A 15,476-nucleotide genomic window follows, 5' to 3' on the forward strand; every position below is an offset into this window, starting at 1 on the left:
TCAAGGAGTGCACGTGTCACCCATTGAGGTAGCAGGCTTCGTCACCGGCGCACTGTGCGTGTGGCTGGTCGCCCGCCAGAACCCCTGGAACTGGCCCATCGGAATCGCCAACAACATCGCGTTCCTCGTGTTGTTCTGGGGCAGCGGCCTCTACGCCGACTCCGGCCTGCAGATCGTCTACATGGCACTCGCGCTCTACGGCTGGTGGGCGTGGGTGCGCGGCGGCGTGCAGCACAGCGCGTTGCACGTCAGCCGCACCACGACGCCGCAATGGGTCTGGCTCGCGGTCGCCGGCGTGCTCGGAACCGGTCTGCTGCACTGGGTCCTGGTGACGTTCACCGAGTCGACCGTGCCGTTCTGGGACGCCATCACGACGGTGCTGTCGCTGCTCGCGACGTGGGGTCAGGCGCGCAAGAAGGTCGAGTGCTGGTGGCTGTGGATCGCCGCGGACGTGATCTACGTGCCGCTCTACGCGTACAAAGAGCTCTATCTGACGGCTGTGTTGTACGTGGGGTTCATGGTGCTGTGCGTGCTCGGGTTGCGCAATTGGACGAAGGACATCAAGAAGGAGGTGCCCGCGTGAAGGAGTTCGGCCACGCTCTCGTGCTCGGCAAGTTCTACCCACCGCACAACGGGCACCACCACCTCATCGAGACGGCGGCCGCGCGCAGCGAACGCACGACCGTCACGGTGCTGGCGGCCTCGCACGAGACGATCCCGCTCGAACACCGCGTGCGCTGGCTGACCGAGACCCACCGCGACACGCCCGGTGTCCGCATCATCGGCGACCTCGACGACCACCCGATGGACTTCGACTCCGACGAGATCTGGAACCTGCACGTCGCACTGACCCGCGCGGTGCTGGCCCGGCGTGCGATCGCGGACGGCGAACCGGGCGCGGCACGCGTCGATGTCGTGTTCTCCAGCGAGAAGTACGGCGACGAACTGGCCGAGCGGCTCGGCGCGCGGCACGTGCTCGTCGACATCGACCGCCTGACGCACCAGGTCTCCGGCACTGCGATGCGCACCGATCCCCTCGCGAACTGGCACCACCTCGCGCCCGCGACCCAGCGCGGCCTGGGCTGGAAGGTCGTGGTCGTCGGCGCGGAGAGCACCGGCACGACCACGCTGTCGAAACAGCTGGCCGCCCACTTCGGAGCGCCCTGGATCCCCGAGTACGGCCGCGAGCACACCGAGCACAAGCTCACGGCCGCACGCGCGTTCGACCCTTCGGCCACCGTGGACGGTCTGGTGTGGACCCTGGGCGACTTCGAAGACGTGGCGCACGAGCAGGAACGCCGCATCCAGGCCGAGACCGCACCACTGGTCGTCGCGGACAACGACGCGTACGCCGCGACCGTCTGGGGCGAGCGCTACCTCGGTTTCCGGCCGGAACTCCCCCTCGGCACCGAACCGGACCTCTACCTGCTGACCGACCACGCCGGCGTTCCGTTCGAACAGGACGGCTGGCGCGACGGCGAGCACCTGCGGGAGTGGATGACGGGCTTGTTCGAACGCGAGCTCGCGCGGCGCGGTGTGCCGTGGCTGAAGCTCACCGAGGATCGGTTCGTGACGGCCATGACTGCGATCGAACATCTCATGGGGCAGGATGTCGCGCGTGGGTCACGGTCACGGGCATAGCCATGCGCTGAACGAGGAACCGGCATCGCAGCGCGTGCGCACGTTGCTGATGTGGCTGCTGGTGCCGTTGGCGCTGGCCACCATCGTCGGCGCGGCGCTGCTGTACCCGTTCGGGTACGAGCAGAAGACCGGCGCGGAGATCGGCCTGCACCAGACGCCGGTCGAGGCCGTCGTCACCGGCCTGGCCCAGAACTGCGGTGAGAAGTGCGTCGCGGTGACCGTGCAGATGGAAGACGGCGCCGCGAGCGGGCAGAGCATCACCATCCCGAGCGTGAAGGGCCCCGGAGCGCCGAGCTTCCAGATCGGCGACGAGGTGGTGCTGTCCTACGCGGGCAGCCAGCCGCAGGCCGCCGAGTCGTACCAGATCGTCGACTTCCAGCGCGGCTGGTCGCTCGCCGTGCTGGCGCTGCTGTTCGCGGGCGCCGTACTGCTGCTCGGCCGATGGCAGGGACTCGCCGCCCTGGGCGCGTTGCTGCTGAGCTTCGTGGTGCTGGTGCTGTTCGTGATGCCGTCGATCCTCGCGGGCGAGAACCCGTTGATGGTCGCGGTGGTCGGCGCCGGCCTGATCATGTTCATGGTGCTGTACCTGACGCACGGCATATCGGCGCGCACGTCGACAGCGGTGCTCGGAACACTGGTCAGCCTCGCGCTGATCGGCGTGCTGGGCGCGTTGTTCTCGGCCGCGTCGAAGCTGACCGGCCTGGACGAGGACACGACGAACCTCGTCACGCTGCTCGGCACCGACATCGACACCCGCGGGCTGCTGCTCGCGGGCACGCTGATCGGCGCGCTGGGCGTGCTGGACGACGTGACGGTCACGCAGACCAGTGCGGTGTGGGAGCTACGCCGGGCCAACGACAAGCTGACGTGGCGCGAGCTCTTCGCGGCGGGCTCGCGGATCGGGCGCGACCACATGTCGTCCGTCGTGAACACGCTCGTGATGGCCTACGCGGGCGCCGCGCTGCCGTTGCTGCTGGCGATTTCGCTGGCCGGGCGGTCGATGGGCGAGATCCTGACGTCGCAGCAGATCGCGCAGGAGATCGTCCGCACGCTCGTGGGCAGCATCGGCCTGGTGGCGGCGATCCCGGTGACCACCGCGCTGGCCGCCCTGATCGCGGTACGCCAAGAGGTCGCCCCCATCGCGGTTCAGGCCCCCGAGCCCGAACCTGAGCCCGAACCGAAGACCGTGAAGCGTGCCGCGAAGCCCGTGAAACCCGAAAAGCCACGGCCCGCGCGCATCGAGGGCGACCTCTTCACCGGCTACGACCCCGACAAGGGGCCGTGGGAACGTCCTAGTGAGCCAAGAGCACGAAGAGCAGCGCCAGCACGCCCGGCACCACCTGCACGAAGAAGATCTTCCGGCTCGCCGTGAACGTGCCGTAGATGCCGGCGACGATCACGAACACCGTGAACAGCACGGACGCGCCGAAGTCCTGGCGGATCAGCGCGTAGACCAGACCGGCGGCGAGGAACCCGTTGTAGAGACCCTGGTTCGCCGCGAGGGCCTTCGACTCCTGGGCGAACTCAGGGGTGAGGCCGAACGCCTTCTGGCCGCGCGGCGTCGTCCAGAGGAACATCTCCAGCACCACGATGTAGACGTGGATCAACGCCACGAGGGCGAGCAGAACGCCTGCGATGACCTGCACTTGGGTTCCTCCTCAGAGCTGACACACGCGATGAGACAATAGAGCAGTGGGAAGACAGCGGCCCGACACAGAGGCGATCACCGAGTCGATCGACTCCGGTGTCGCCGAACTGGTCCCCGATCTCGGTGGACGGAACTCCTGGACGTTGCGGGTCAACGGAACCCCACAGTCGCATGTGGACCTCGACGACCCGACCTACCTGGAGTTCGAGTACGTCCGCCGGCTGGGCCACATCGTCGACCTCACCGCGCCTTCGCGTGTGCTCCACCTGGGTGGTGGCGCTCTCACGCTAGCGCGCTACGTGGCCGATCTACTGCCTCGGGCGTCTCAGCAGGTGGCCGAGATCGACGCGGGCCTGATCGCGTTCATCCGCCGCGAACTCCCGCCGCCCCCGCGGGTGAAGATCACCACGGGCGACGCCCGCGCCGTGCTCGTCAAGGCCCGCCCCGGTTCGTTCGACCTGATCATCACCGACTGCTTCGCCGGAGCCCGCACGCCCGCGCACCTGACGTCGGTCGAGTTCGTGGAGCAGGCTTCGGCCGCGCTCGCCGGCGACGGCATCTACGCGGCGAACATCGGCGATGGCAACGGCCTGCAGTTCGCCCGCGCCCAGTGCGCGACCGTGCGCTCGGTGTTCGAACACGTCTGCGTGATGGCCGAGCCGGGCGTGTTCCGCGGCAGGCGCTTCGGCAACTTCGTGATCATGGCCTCGCACAACGGCCTGCCGATGCAGCAGCTGACCCGCGCGACGGCCGGGGACCCGTTCCCGGGCCGGGTCGAGCACGGGACGGGGCTGACGAAGTTCATCGGTGGCGCGCCGGTCACCACCGACGCGACCGCGACCCTCTCCCCCGCCCCGCCCTCAGGCCTCTGGGGCACCTGAGCCGCTTCAGTCGAGCGACGTGACGAACTTCGAGACGGCGTCCGGATGGAGCTTCTGCGCCATCCGCCCGGCCGGGGCCAGCGAGCCGAGCCGGTACAGCGGCCGTTCCGCCGCCGCCATCCCGCGCGCCTCGGACCGCAGCTGAGCCACGAGCAGCTCCGAGAACACCAGACCGGGCGTGTCCCCGCGTGCGGCCAGCGCGTCAGCGAGCCTGCGGAGCTGGTAGACGCCCAGCTCGCGGCCGCCCGTGCCCGCGTACATCGACAGGGCGATGTTGATCGCCTTCTTGCCGCCGCGCACGAACAGGCCGACGGTCCGGGCGCCGCGCAGGTCCGTGACCAGCAGGTCCAGGCCGTCCGCCACCGCCAGGTCGACCTTGCGCGTGCCGAACGCCCGCACGTACACGGTCGTGCCCTGCAGCCACACCGTGCGGCGCGCCTCGGACATCGCCAGCAGGATCACCGGCACCGACACGATCGCCCCGGCGATGACACCGGGCCAGCGGCCACCGATCAGGCCCACGATCGCGCCGAAGGCGAGGGCGACCATGATGCCGCCGATCGCCACCATGCGCGCACGCTTGCGGACCGTCGCCTTGTCGAGCAGGTCGAGAACGAGCTTGTCGTCGCTCACGGGGTCTCACGCACCGCCTCGGCCACGACCGCTCCGGCGTCCGACGCCATGCCCTCGACACCACCCGGCACGGCGGCCACGAGTGCGACCGCCTTCAGCGCACCGCGCGCCTCTTCGACCACGTCCGCCAGCGGCACCGTGACCTGCTCGCCGGTCGCGAGGGTCTTGATCCCGATGTTGCCGGCTTCCAGGTCGCGCTCACCGAGCACCAGCGCCAGCTTCGCGCCCGACTTGTCTGCGGCCTTGAAGCCCGCCTTCATCGAACGGCCGCCGTAGACCAGGTCGGTCCGGACGCCCGCGGCACGCAGCTCACCGGCGATCGCGACCAGGCGGGCCCGCGCGGCCTCGCCCAGCGGCACGCCGATCACGTCGACCCGGCTGAACTCCGGCAGCACGCCCTCGGCCTGCGCCGCGAGCAGCGCGCGGTCGACGCCGAGGCCGAAGCCGACACCGGAGAGCTCCTGACCGCCGAGCTGCGCCATCAAGCCGTCGTAGCGCCCGCCGCCGCCGATGCCCGACTGGGCACCGAGGCCGTCGTGGACGAACTCGAACGTCGTCTTCGTGTAGTAGTCGAGACCGCGGACCATGCGCGGATTCTCGACGAACTTCACGCCCAGCTCGGTCAAGTACCCCTTGACGAGCTCGTAGTGCGCACGGCACGCGTCGCACAGGTGGTCCACCATCAGCGGCGCCTCGGCGACGAGCGCGCGCACCTCGGGACGCTTGTCGTCCAGCACGCGCAGCGGGTTCAGCTCGGCCCGCTTCCGCGTCGCCTCGTCCAGGGGCAGCTTCGCGAGGAACGCCTGGAGCAGCTCGCGGTACGCGGGACGGCAGTTCGCGTCTCCCAGCGACGTGAGCTCCAAGCGGTAGCCGGTCAGGCCGATCGCGCGGAACCCCGCGTCGCCGACGGCGATGACCTCGGCGTCCAGGGCCGGGTCGTCGATGCCGATCGCCTCGATGCCGACCTGGTGGAACTGCCGGTACCGGCCGGCCTGCGGCGCCTCGGCGCGGAAGAACTGGCCCGCGTAGTAGAGCTTCGCCGGCAACGAGCCGCGGTCGAGGCTGTGCTCGATCACGGCCCGCATCACGCCCGCGGTGCCCTCGGGGCGCAGGGTGATGGAGCGGTCACCGCGGTCGAGGAAGGTGTACATCTCCTTCGTCACGACGTCGGTCGACTCGCCGACACCGCGCGAGAACAACGCCGTGTCCTCGAAGACCGGCAGCTCGATGTAGCCGTAGCCCGCGAGCTCGGCGGCACGGGTCAGCGTCGACCGGACGTGCGCGAACGCGGCGGACGTCGGCGGGATGTAGTCGGGAACGCCTTTGGGTGCGGAAAACACGTCTCTCAAAGTCCTCGGTGCGGGGCGGCCGGCGCGTCGTCCGTCCGAACGGCGTCCTGCAGCTGGAGCAGGTACGGGTTCGTCGCACGTTCGCGGCCTATGGTCGTCGTCGGGCCGTGGCCGGGCAGCACCACTGTGTCATCGGGCAAGGTCATGACCTTGTTCTGCAGAGACGACAGCATTCGTGAGTGGTCACCGCCGGGCAGGTCGGTGCGTCCGATGGAACCGGCGAAGAGCGTGTCACCCGAGATCACCAGGCGACCGCCTTCCTGCACACCGGACCGGAACATCACCGACCCGCCGGTATGGCCCGGCGTGTGGTCGACGGTGAGCTGCAGCCCGGCGAGGTCGAGCGCGGCGCCGTCGGCCAGCTCGCGGACCTCGGACGGCTCCCGCATCTCCAGGTTGCCCCCGAAGAACGCGGCGGACTCGCGGCTGATGCCCTTCAACGGGTCGGCGAGCATCGCTACGTCATCCGGGTGGATGTACGCGGGGATGTCGTTGCCGTCGCAGACGGGGGTGACGGAGAACGTGTGGTCGAAGTGCCCGTGCGTGAGCAGCACGGCGACAGGCGCGAGACGGTGCCGGCGCAGGGCCTGTTCGATCGGTTCGACCGCGTCCTGACCGGGGTCGATGATCACGCAGGGCTCGCCCTCACCGGCCGCCAGTACGAAGCAGTTCGCCTGGAGCGCACCAGTCGGGAACCCGATCACGAGCACGAAAATGACCTCCCTGTTCAACGACAGCCTAACCACCACACAAAGCTCATATGCCCAGGCCCTAGACTGCCGAGCCGACCGCCCTATTCGCATGAGTCCCTGGGGAGGGAGCACGTGCCCACCAACGAGCAGCGACGCGCGGCAGCCAAGCGCAAGCTTGAGCGTCAGATGGTTCACCGCCACGAGCGGGCCAAGAAGCGTCGCATCATCGCCGTCGTCTCGACGGTCGTCGTTGTTGCGCTCGTCGGAGGTGGCGTGTGGTTCCTCGCGACTAACGACGTCTTCGGCAATGGCGACGCCGCCGCGTCGGAGACTCCCACCCAGGAGTCGGTGGACAAGGCGGAGAACATCCCCACCGCGATGCACCAGATCGCGAAGCGCCCTGCCGCGCTTCCGGCGAAGGTGAATTGTGAATACACGAAGGGCCAAGAGCCGGCGGCCAAGGAGAACACGCCGCCCGCGAACGGCGAGCAGCCCACCACCGGCACCGTCGGCGTCACGCTCGGCACCTCGATCGGCGACCTGAAGCTGAACCTGGACCGCTCGCTCGCGCCGTGCACCGTCCACAACTTCGTGGAGCTGGCGAAGCAGAAGTACTTCGACAACACCACGTGCCACCGCCTCACGGTGACCGGCATCCAGGTCCTGCAGTGCGGCGACCCCGGCGGCAACGGCATGGGCGGCCCCGGCTACTCGTTCAAGGACGAGGTCTACCCGGAGCTGACCTACGGCCGCGGCGTCCTCGCCATGGCGAACTCGGGCCCGGACACCAACGGCTCGCAGTTCTTCATCGTCTACGGCGACGCCTCGAACCTGCAGGCGAAGTACAACATCTTCGGCACGGTCGACGAGGAGTCGCTGAAGAAGGTCGACGAGGTCGCGAAGACCGGCACGATCTCCCAGCAGCCCGGCCAGGGCGACGGCAAGCCGAAGACCCCGGTCGACATCAAGTCGGCACTGGTCGCGAACTAGCCAGATCAGCGAAACGGCCCCGGAGCGGTTGCTCCGGGGCCGTTCTGCGTACTGCTCAGGAGGCTGACGTCACGCGGTACACGTCGTAGACGCCCTCAATGCCGCGCACGGCCTTCAGAACGTGGCCGAGGTGCTTCGGGTCGCCCATCTCGAACGAGAACCGGCTGACGGCCACCCTGTCGCGCGACGTCGTCACCGACGCCGACAGGATGTTCACGCGCTCGTCGGCCAGCACCTTCGTGACGTCCGAGAGCAGCCGGTGCCGATCCAGCGCCTCCACCTGGATGGCGACCAGGAAGACGCTGGAGGACGACGGCGCCCACTCGACGTCAAGGAGCCGTTCCGGCGACTTCAGCAGCTCCTCGGCGTTCGTGCAGTCGGTGCGGTGCACCGAGACGCCACCGCCCCGCGTGACGAAGCCGAGGATGTCGTCGCCCGGCACCGGGGTGCAACAACGGGCGAGCTTCACCCACACGTCGCCCGCGTCCTTGACGATCACGCCCGCGTCGCCGGTGGGGCGGCGCCGGGTGACCGTGGACGGGGTGGCGCGATCGGCCAGTTCCTCCTCGGCGTGGTCGACACCGCCGAGCTGCGCCACGAGCCGTTGCACGACGTGGCGGGCCGAGGTGTGCCCCTCGCCGACCGCCGCGTACAGCGCGCTCATGTCCGAGTGGTGCAGTTCCTTCGCGAGGGCCTGCATCGAGTCGACGCTGACCAGGCGCTGGATCGGAAGCCCGACACGCCGGACCTCCTTGGTGATCGCGTCCTTGCCCTGCTCGATCGCCTCTTCCTTGCGCTCCTTGGCGAACCACTGCTTGATCTTCGCCTTGGCGCGCGGGGACGCCACGAAGCTCAGCCAGTCACGGGACGGACCCGCACCCTCCGCCTTGGAGGTGAAGATCTCGACGACCTCACCGTTCTCGAGCTTGCGCTCCAGAGCGACGAGACGACCGTTCACACGGGCGCCGATGCAGCGGTGACCGACCTCGGTGTGCACCGAGTAGGCGAAGTCGACAGGCGTGGAGCCCGTCGGCAACGTCTCGACGTCACCCTTGGGGGTGAACACGAAGATCTCGCGCGCGGCGAGGTCCCAGCGCAGCCCCTCCAGGAACTCACCGGGGTCCGCGGCTTCCCGCTGCCAGTCGAGGAGCTGGCGCATCCACGCCATCTCGTCGATCTCGACGGACTTGCCGTTGTGCGTGCCCTTGGTCTCCTTGTAGCGCCAGTGCGCCGCGATGCCGTACTCGGCCCGCTGGTGCATCTCGGAGGTGCGGATCTGCACCTCGAGAGGCTTGCCGTCGGGACCGATGACGGTCGTGTGCAGCGACTGGTACACGCCGAACCGGGGCTGCGCGATGTAGTCCTTGAACCGGCCCGGCATGGGCTGCCAGGCGGCGTGCACGACGCCCATCGCGGCGTAGCAGTCGCGCACCTCGTCCACCAGGATCCGGACGCCCACGAGGTCGTGGATGTCGTCGAAGTCCCGGCCGCGGACGATCATCTTCTGGTTGATCGAGTAGTAGTGCTTCGGCCTGCCCTCGACCTTCGCGACGATCCGCGCGCTCTCCAGCTGGCTGTTCAGCTCGGAGACGACGGACCTCAGGTACGTGTCGCGACTAGGTGCGCGCTTCGCGACCAGGCGCACGATCTCGTCGTACTTCTTGGGCTGCAGGATCGCGAACGCGAGGTCCTCCAGCTCCCACTTGACCGTCGCCATGCCCAGCCGATGGGCGAGCGGCGCGAGCACTTCGAGCGTTTCACGGGCCTTGCGGGCCTGCTTCTCCGGCGGCAGGAACCGCATGGTGCGCATGTTGTGCAGCCGGTCGGCGAGCTTGATGACCAGGACCCTCGGGTCCTTCGCCATCGCGATGACCATCTTGCGAATGGTCTCGGCCTCGGCCGCTGCCCCCAGCTTGACCTTGTCGAGCTTCGTGACCCCGTCGACCAGCCGGGCGACTTCTTCGCCGAAGTCCTCCTTGAGCTGGTTGAGCGAGTAGTCGGTGTCTTCCACGGTGTCGTGCAGCAGCGCTGCCACCAGCGTCGTGGTGTCCATGCCCAGCTCGGCGAGGATGGTCGCCACGGCGAGCGGATGCGTGATGTACGGGTCGCCGGACTTGCGGCGCTGCGGGCGGTGCTTCTCCTCGGCAACGTCGTACGCGTGCTGCAGAAGCGCCAGATCGGCCTTGGGATGTAGGTCACGGTGCACGGCGGCGAGAGGTTCGAGGACCTGCTTCACCGGGGCCGCACGTTGGGCGGTGATACGCCGCGCAAGGCGGGCGCGCACACGCCGGGTCGCCGACGGTTGAACAGCCGTCGCAGCGGGTTCGGTGTCTTGACTCAACCCCACGCTCCTCGGGTCTCGCGAGTACCGAGGATAACGCGTTTACGATGCGGAAACGTCCGGTGGCTCGCTGAGCGGCACAGCTCACACGGTGAACGCCGCGCAAACTACCGCTGGGCCGATCAGGCGACGCTCACCACGAACGCCCGCCAGGCGGAGACGGAGAACGCCAGGACGTCGCCGCCGGCGGCCTTCGAATCACGCACGAGAGCATCCGCGGTGAGCGACACCTCCACGCAGGCGCTGTCACCTTCAGGACCGCTGTAGGAGCTCTTACGCCAACTCCGCCTGTGGGTCATGGGAGTCCTTCCGGAGTCCGCTGACGTAGCTCGCCAGCAAGCTCCGCGATTGTCCCTCATCCAAGGCAATGGCATCCAACCACTTGAAGAACTCACGGCTGTCCGCAATGGCGGCGCCGTCATGCGCGAAGACCCTGGCCATGTCGGTCTCGCTGTATGCCAGCGGCACCAGCTTCTCGAAGCTGATGAGCATCCGCGGGGACATTCTGATCGGCCCTGGACCAGCGGACATCGGCACAATCCGAAGCATGTGCGTGTGGAAGAGCATGCGCAGGTATTGCTCCTCCATGATCCTGTCGTCGCCCACGCGCAGCTGCAGTGCGAGCTCGTGCACGTAGAAGAAACACTCCGGACGGTTCGGCCTCCTCATGATCGCCTGTCGATCCATCCGCCATCGGAAGCTCTTCTCGACGTCGGCCGGCATCTTGCGACCAGATTCGAGCAGCGCCCGTGCATATTCGGGGATCTGGATGAGGCCAGGCACCGACAGCACGTCGAAGCTGATGATCTTCTGGGCTTGGGCTTCCGCCATGGCGAGCGTGCGCAGGTTGTCCGGGACGATGAGGACGTAGGGGTCGAAGGCGTGCTGGTACCGCTCGCGGAACGCCTCGAAGTGGTTGCTGTCGCGGCCGCACGTCATCAGGTACTGCACGAGGTCGATCTCGCTCGCACGCGCTTTTCCCTTCTCGATGTTGGAGACCTTGCTCGGGTCCCAGCCCAGTTGTTCGGCGAACGCGTGGCCGGTCAGGCCGGTGAACTTCTCGCGGAGGCGGCGCAGTTCGTCGCCCAGGTCGCGGCTGTAGGCGGTGGAGGTGATCGCAGTCATTCGTCCGACGGTAGGCATTGCCCCTCCTCCACGAACCAGCTCGTTCGGATGAAAACGGACACGGCGCTAGGCGACGTGGCGGCCGGTGTGGAGCCTGGTGTTGGTTCTTGGAACGCGGGCGGGGTCGAGCCATGCCGGCGGGATGAAGGTCGGGGTTCCATCGTGGAGCTTCACCTCCCAATCGCTTTGGTGGATCAAGGTGTGGTGGTGGCGGCACAGCAGGGCCGCGTTGCCTATCGACGTCTCGCCACCCTCTGACCAGGGTCTGACGTGGTGGGCGTCGCAGTGCTTCGGCGGGCGGTCGCAGCCGGGGAAGGAGCAGCCCTGGTCTCTGGCCACGAGCAGTCGGCGGATGGACGCGGGGAAGGTTCTTGCCTTGCGGCCTACGTCCATCGCTTCGGAGCGGCCTCCCAGGACCACCGGGATCACGCCCGCGTTGCAGGCGAGGCGGCGGACCAGGGTGGCGGGGACGCGGACCCGGTTGTCGAGCACCGCCAAGCCCGTCCGGCTCACCAGGGCGTCGTACGACATCGTCAGCATGAGGCTGACCAGCTCGCCGCCGTGTTCGGGGAGGCGGTCTGCGCGCAGCACCAGGTCGAGCAGGTCGGCGAAGGCGTCGCCCTCGCGTTCGGCACGCGAGCGGGCGTCAGGGCCTTCTTCCGGGGTGGTGGGGCGGGGTTTGGCCAGCGGGTCGATCAGCGCCTCGAGCTTCGCGCCGGCGATTTTGTCGAGCCTCGCCGACACCTCCAGCTGATCGCCCCTCCACGCCATGCGCAGCCTGTTGGCCGGCGGCTCCGCCGCCACAGGTTCGCCCGGCGCGGCGTCGCGCTGGAAGAGCCGGTAGGCCAGCTCCCTGCCGAACGCACGCACCGCGCTGGGCTCGTGCGCCAGCGCGAACTCGACCACGGACCGTTCGGCCTCGGGCGGCAACTCCTTCATCACCTCGGCCACAGCCGAGATGTGGTCGCCGGAGAGCGCACCCTCCGCCATCGCGACGGCGGTGACCGGCAACTCCACCAGCGAGCCGGACAGGAGCTCGGCGCGGGCGACCCACTGACGCGCGGTCCTCAGGTCCCACCGCACGGCATGACGCAGCACGTGCGCCACATTCCTGTACCCCAGCTCGACGGCGGCTCCGCGGCGGGACAATTCAGCGATCTTCCGCATCATCCGATTCTCCAGAACGCGAATTTCCGCCACGTCTCCGACGACTGCGGCAAGCAGCTCGTCGGTGGGAAGAAGGCGGAGTTCCGGTTCGCTCATGCGTTCGACCGTACCGCAAGATCAGAGCATAAACGCACGTCAGGGCTCACACGTTCGAGTGAACAGCCTGGACAAATGGCCATAGGCGCCGTTAGTGCGCATCTCTCTAGATGCAACGCATTCACCTAAAACCCGCGCACGGAACAAAATGCGAAAAGCACACAAGAACCGCGCACGAGCGACCGTGCCTCAACGACTAAGCCGTACGCCTGAGAGGATCGGACTGTGAGTACTCTGATCTGGTGCGCCGCCATGACGTTCGTGTGGCTCGGCACGATGGCGTACCTCGCCCTCGACGACCCCGGCTACATCGATCCGCGGTCGGTCATCGGCTCGTCGGTCGGCTGGGTGGTCGCGACCACCCTGAGCTGGCTGGTGCTGCGCCGCGCGAAGGCGCCGAAGCTGTGGGAGATCGCGGTCGTGACGGCCCCGGCGTCGCTGGTGACGCTGGTCTTCGTCAGCATCGGTGCCGCCTTCGTGGCGCCCCCGCCGATCGCCTGACGTGTGGCATGATCGTCCACTCGACGTGAACGAGGTCTGGGGGGACCGCTCATGTTTCCTGCTTCGCCACCACCGTCCGTGCGGCGCGGCACGCCGTTCCTGCACTGCGTGGCGGGTGCCGCGGTCTGGTACGTCGCCAGCATCACGGTCCAGGTCATCGTCGCGCACAGGACCGGTTACGGCGCGGGCGGGCTGAGGGGCGTGCTCGTCAGCGGTGGGATCATCTGGCTGCTCACGGCGTTGGTCACGTGGCTGATCGCGCTGAAGGTCAGGATCAAGCCGTGGGTGCTAATCATCCTGACGCTGCCGCTCTACCTGGTGCTGTCGTTCCTCGTCGCGATGCTCTTCGTAGTCGTGGCCGTCGTGTTCCATCTTTTGGTCCGCTGAGAGACTGGGCGTGTGCACTCACACCGGCCGATCTGGCACTGCCTGGCGTTCGCGGGCATCTGGTACGCCGCGATCGTCCTGCTCAACCTCGTCACGAATGGCAGCGACGAGGGCGCTCGCGCGGCCATGCTCGGGGTGGTGCCGTGGCTCGGTGCCTCGGCCGCCCTGACGCGGGTCGGGCACGGTGACATGAAGGCCTGGCGGCTGATCCTGCTGGGCCTGCCGATCTTCTACTTCCTGTGGGCCATCACCGTCGTGGTCGCCTACCGGTTCGTCGTGCCGGTCTCGGGCTGACCGGGCACGAAAAAGGGGGACGAGGCATCCGCCCTGTCCCCCTCCACGCGCAGAACACGGTCACACGGTCATCAGTGCCTGCACGTCACGGCCCGCGAGGCGCGAACGGCCGCCGAGAGCCTGGATCTCCAGCACCACCGACACACCGGTGACGATGCCGCCGGCCCGTTCGACGAGCGTGCACGCGGCTTCGGCGGTGCCTCCCGTGGCGAGCACGTCGTCCACCACGACCACGCGCTGGCCCGGCTGGATGGCGTCCGCGGGCAGTTCCAGCGAGGCCTCGCCGTACTCGAGCGCGTACGACACCGAGTCCGCGACGACCGGGAGCTTGCCCGGCTTGCGCAGCGGCACGACGCCGTAGCGCCAGCCGTACCCCAGGGCAGCACCCAGGAGGAAGCCGCGCGACTCGATGGCGGCGATCACCTGGGTGCTGTCGTCGATCTTGTCCTGAAGAGCGTCGACCACGGCGCGCAGGGCGTCGGGGTCGGTGAGAACCGGCGTGAAGTCCCGGAAGACGACCCCCGGCTGGGGGAAGTCCGGGACTTCACGCATCAGTCCCAGAGCACGATCCAGTTTCAACGCTGACGCTTCCCGGTCGGACGACGGCGGGCGTCGCCTGCCTTGGCGGTGCGGTGGGGCACCGACGCGGCGGCGGCGTACGCCTCTTCCTTGCGCAGGTCGGCGGACAGAGCCTCGTCGTCCACCGACTCGATGCCCTCGGCGGCCTGCGGGCCCGTGGCCTTGGCGCGGCGGGCGGCCACGCGGCGGGCCTGCGCGATGTACTTCGGGTCGCGCATCTTCAGGTCCACCAGCACCGGGGTGGCGAGGAAGATCGAGGACAGGGCGCCGATGAACATGCCGACGAGCTGCACGAGCGCCAGGTCCTGCAGGGTGCCGACGCCCAGGATGCCGACGCCGACGACCAGCAGGCCGATGACCGGGAGCAACGCGATCAGCGACGTGTTGATCGAGCGCATCAGGGTCTGGTTCAGCGCCAGGTTCGCCGCCTCGGCGTACGTGCGGCGGGTCAGGCCCAGCAGGCCTCGGGTGTTCTCCTTGACCTTGTCGAACACGACGACCGTGTCGTACAGGGAGAAGCCGAGGATCGTGAGCAGACCGATCACCGTCGCCGGCGTCACCTCGAAGCCGATGAGCGAGTACACGCCCGCGGTGATGATGACGTCGTGGAACACGGCGACGAGCGCGCCGACGGCCATCTGCCACTCGAAGTAGAACACCAGGAAGATGGTCACCGCGACGAAGAACCAGAACAGGGCCCAGAGGGCCTTGCCGCTGATCTCACCGCCCCAGGAGGCAGAGACGGCGCTGTCGGAGATCGCGCCCGCACCGCCCTGCGGCTGGGTGTCCTGCGCCAGCGCCGCCTTGAGGGTCGCGACCTCCGCGATGCTCAGGGCGGGCGACTTGAGCTGGATCGACGCGCTGGCACCGGAACCGACGGACTGCACGGCGTTCGGCTTCTTGCCGGGCAGGGCCTTCGCGTAGGCGTCCTCGACGGCGGACGTCGGAATGGCCTGACCGCTGGCCGACACCGACGGCATCGAGATCTTCGTGCCGCCCTTGAAGTCGATGCCGAAGTTGAAGCCGTTGAACACCATCGAGCCGATGCAGACCAGCAGGATGATGGCGGAGGTGATGTACCAGCGGGTGCGCTTGCCGACGATGTCGAATGCGCCGTTGCCCACGTAGAGGCGCGAGAACACGCTGCTCACG

The 15,476-nt window shown here is 68.3% G+C and carries 17 protein-coding genes and 1 pseudogene; 8 read left to right on the top strand and 10 right to left on the bottom strand.

Translation table 11 applies throughout. From position 1 onward, the window contains the following. Positions 1 to 13 precede the first annotated feature (13 nt). The 3 genes from pnuC to LX88_RS36375 are packed head-to-tail and all read left to right on the top strand — an operon-like array spanning position 14 to position 3,013. Positions 14 to 583, top strand: coding sequence for a nicotinamide riboside transporter PnuC (gene pnuC, locus LX88_RS36365; RefSeq protein WP_245983863.1), 570 nt, complete (start codon positions 14 to 16; stop codon positions 581 to 583). Continuing rightward, positions 580 to 1,641 carry an AAA family ATPase gene (locus tag LX88_RS44480; protein WP_258952306.1) on the top strand — a complete coding sequence of 354 codons (1,062 nt, stop codon included), beginning with the start codon at positions 580 to 582 and terminating at the stop codon, positions 1,639 to 1,641. The genes pnuC and LX88_RS44480 overlap by 4 nt, the downstream gene beginning before the upstream one ends. A gap of 34 nt (positions 1,642 to 1,675) precedes the next feature. Then, positions 1,676 to 3,013 carry a YibE/F family protein gene (locus tag LX88_RS36375; RefSeq protein ID WP_308203485.1) on the top strand — a complete coding sequence of 446 codons (1,338 nt, stop codon included), beginning with the start codon at positions 1,676 to 1,678 and terminating at the stop codon, positions 3,011 to 3,013. Here the strand turns inward: LX88_RS36375 and LX88_RS36380 are convergent. Beyond that, on the bottom strand, positions 2,934 to 3,287 hold the full coding sequence (locus tag LX88_RS36380; RefSeq protein WP_258952308.1) for a DUF1304 domain-containing protein: 354 nt from the start codon (positions 3,285 to 3,287) through the stop codon (positions 2,934 to 2,936). The two genes, LX88_RS36375 and LX88_RS36380, sit on opposite strands and share 80 nt — an antisense overlap. Before the next feature lie 46 nt (positions 3,288 to 3,333). On the opposite strand from LX88_RS36380, the gene LX88_RS36385 reads away from it, so the two are divergent. Further along, positions 3,334 to 4,170 (top strand): spermidine synthase, encoded by an 837-nt coding sequence (locus LX88_RS36385; RefSeq protein WP_090072466.1) that lies wholly within the window; start codon positions 3,334 to 3,336, stop codon positions 4,168 to 4,170. Positions 4,171 to 4,176: 6 nt separating this feature from the next. Here LX88_RS36385 and LX88_RS36390 read toward each other — a convergent pair whose 3' ends face one another. The 3 genes and pseudogenes from LX88_RS36390 to LX88_RS36400 form a co-directional block, all read right to left on the bottom strand. Further along, positions 4,177 to 4,803, bottom strand: coding sequence for a hypothetical protein (locus LX88_RS36390; protein ID WP_090072464.1), 627 nt, complete (start codon positions 4,801 to 4,803; stop codon positions 4,177 to 4,179). A gap of 92 nt (positions 4,804 to 4,895) precedes the next feature. Further along, positions 4,896 to 6,143: pseudogene (gene hisS / locus LX88_RS36395) on the bottom strand (histidine--tRNA ligase); the annotation flags it as partial. Between the two features lie 5 nt (positions 6,144 to 6,148). After that, complete coding sequence (locus LX88_RS36400; protein WP_258952309.1) at positions 6,149 to 6,862, bottom strand: MBL fold metallo-hydrolase; 714 nt, start codon at positions 6,860 to 6,862, stop codon at positions 6,149 to 6,151. 114 nt (positions 6,863 to 6,976) lie between these two features. Here LX88_RS36400 and LX88_RS36405 point away from each other — a divergent pair, with 114 nt between their 5' ends. Next, a complete protein-coding gene (locus LX88_RS36405; protein WP_258952310.1) occupies positions 6,977 to 7,834 on the top strand; it encodes a peptidylprolyl isomerase in 858 nt (285 codons plus the stop codon). 55 nt (positions 7,835 to 7,889) lie between these two features. On the opposite strand, the gene LX88_RS36410 is transcribed toward LX88_RS36405, so the two are convergent. The 4 genes from LX88_RS36410 to LX88_RS36425 form a co-directional block, all read right to left on the bottom strand. Beyond that, the gene (locus LX88_RS36410; RefSeq protein WP_258952311.1) at positions 7,890 to 10,175 is read right to left on the bottom strand and encodes a RelA/SpoT family protein; all 2,286 of its coding nucleotides are present in this window, start codon (positions 10,173 to 10,175) and stop codon (positions 7,890 to 7,892) included. A gap of 122 nt (positions 10,176 to 10,297) precedes the next feature. Next, positions 10,298 to 10,411, bottom strand: a complete 114-nt coding sequence (locus LX88_RS44485) for a DUF397 domain-containing protein (RefSeq protein ID WP_308203486.1) — start codon at positions 10,409 to 10,411, stop codon at positions 10,298 to 10,300. Between the two features lie 37 nt (positions 10,412 to 10,448). After that, complete coding sequence (locus tag LX88_RS36420; protein WP_258952313.1) at positions 10,449 to 11,300, bottom strand: helix-turn-helix domain-containing protein; 852 nt, start codon at positions 11,298 to 11,300, stop codon at positions 10,449 to 10,451. Between the two features lie 66 nt (positions 11,301 to 11,366). Further along, on the bottom strand, positions 11,367 to 12,563 hold the full coding sequence (locus tag LX88_RS36425; protein WP_258952314.1) for an HNH endonuclease signature motif containing protein: 1,197 nt from the start codon (positions 12,561 to 12,563) through the stop codon (positions 11,367 to 11,369). A 225-nt stretch (positions 12,564 to 12,788) separates the two neighbouring features. Between LX88_RS36425 and LX88_RS36430 the strand changes: the two genes are divergently transcribed. From LX88_RS36430 to LX88_RS36440, 3 genes are read left to right on the top strand one after another with little or no spacing between them, the layout of a single operon-like run. Continuing rightward, complete coding sequence (locus LX88_RS36430; protein WP_258952315.1) at positions 12,789 to 13,064, top strand: hypothetical protein; 276 nt, start codon at positions 12,789 to 12,791, stop codon at positions 13,062 to 13,064. Between the two features lie 51 nt (positions 13,065 to 13,115). Further along, positions 13,116 to 13,451, top strand: a complete 336-nt coding sequence (locus tag LX88_RS36435; RefSeq protein ID WP_258952316.1) for a hypothetical protein — start codon at positions 13,116 to 13,118, stop codon at positions 13,449 to 13,451. Positions 13,452 to 13,463: 12 nt separating this feature from the next. Continuing rightward, positions 13,464 to 13,745 (top strand): hypothetical protein, encoded by a 282-nt coding sequence (locus LX88_RS36440; protein WP_258952317.1) that lies wholly within the window; start codon positions 13,464 to 13,466, stop codon positions 13,743 to 13,745. Positions 13,746 to 13,805: 60 nt separating this feature from the next. Here LX88_RS36440 and LX88_RS36445 read toward each other — a convergent pair whose 3' ends face one another. Next, positions 13,806 to 14,297, bottom strand: a complete 492-nt coding sequence (locus LX88_RS36445) for an adenine phosphoribosyltransferase (protein ID WP_090072444.1) — start codon at positions 14,295 to 14,297, stop codon at positions 13,806 to 13,808. 23 nt (positions 14,298 to 14,320) lie between these two features. Further along, the gene (gene secF, locus LX88_RS36450) at positions 14,321 to 15,475 is read right to left on the bottom strand and encodes a protein translocase subunit SecF (RefSeq protein ID WP_258952318.1); all 1,155 of its coding nucleotides are present in this window, start codon (positions 15,473 to 15,475) and stop codon (positions 14,321 to 14,323) included. Position 15,476: the final 1 nt, after the last annotated feature.

The organism is Lentzea californiensis (assembly GCF_024648825.1).
Classification (GTDB): Bacteria; Actinomycetota; Actinomycetes; order Mycobacteriales; family Pseudonocardiaceae; genus Lentzea; species Lentzea californiensis.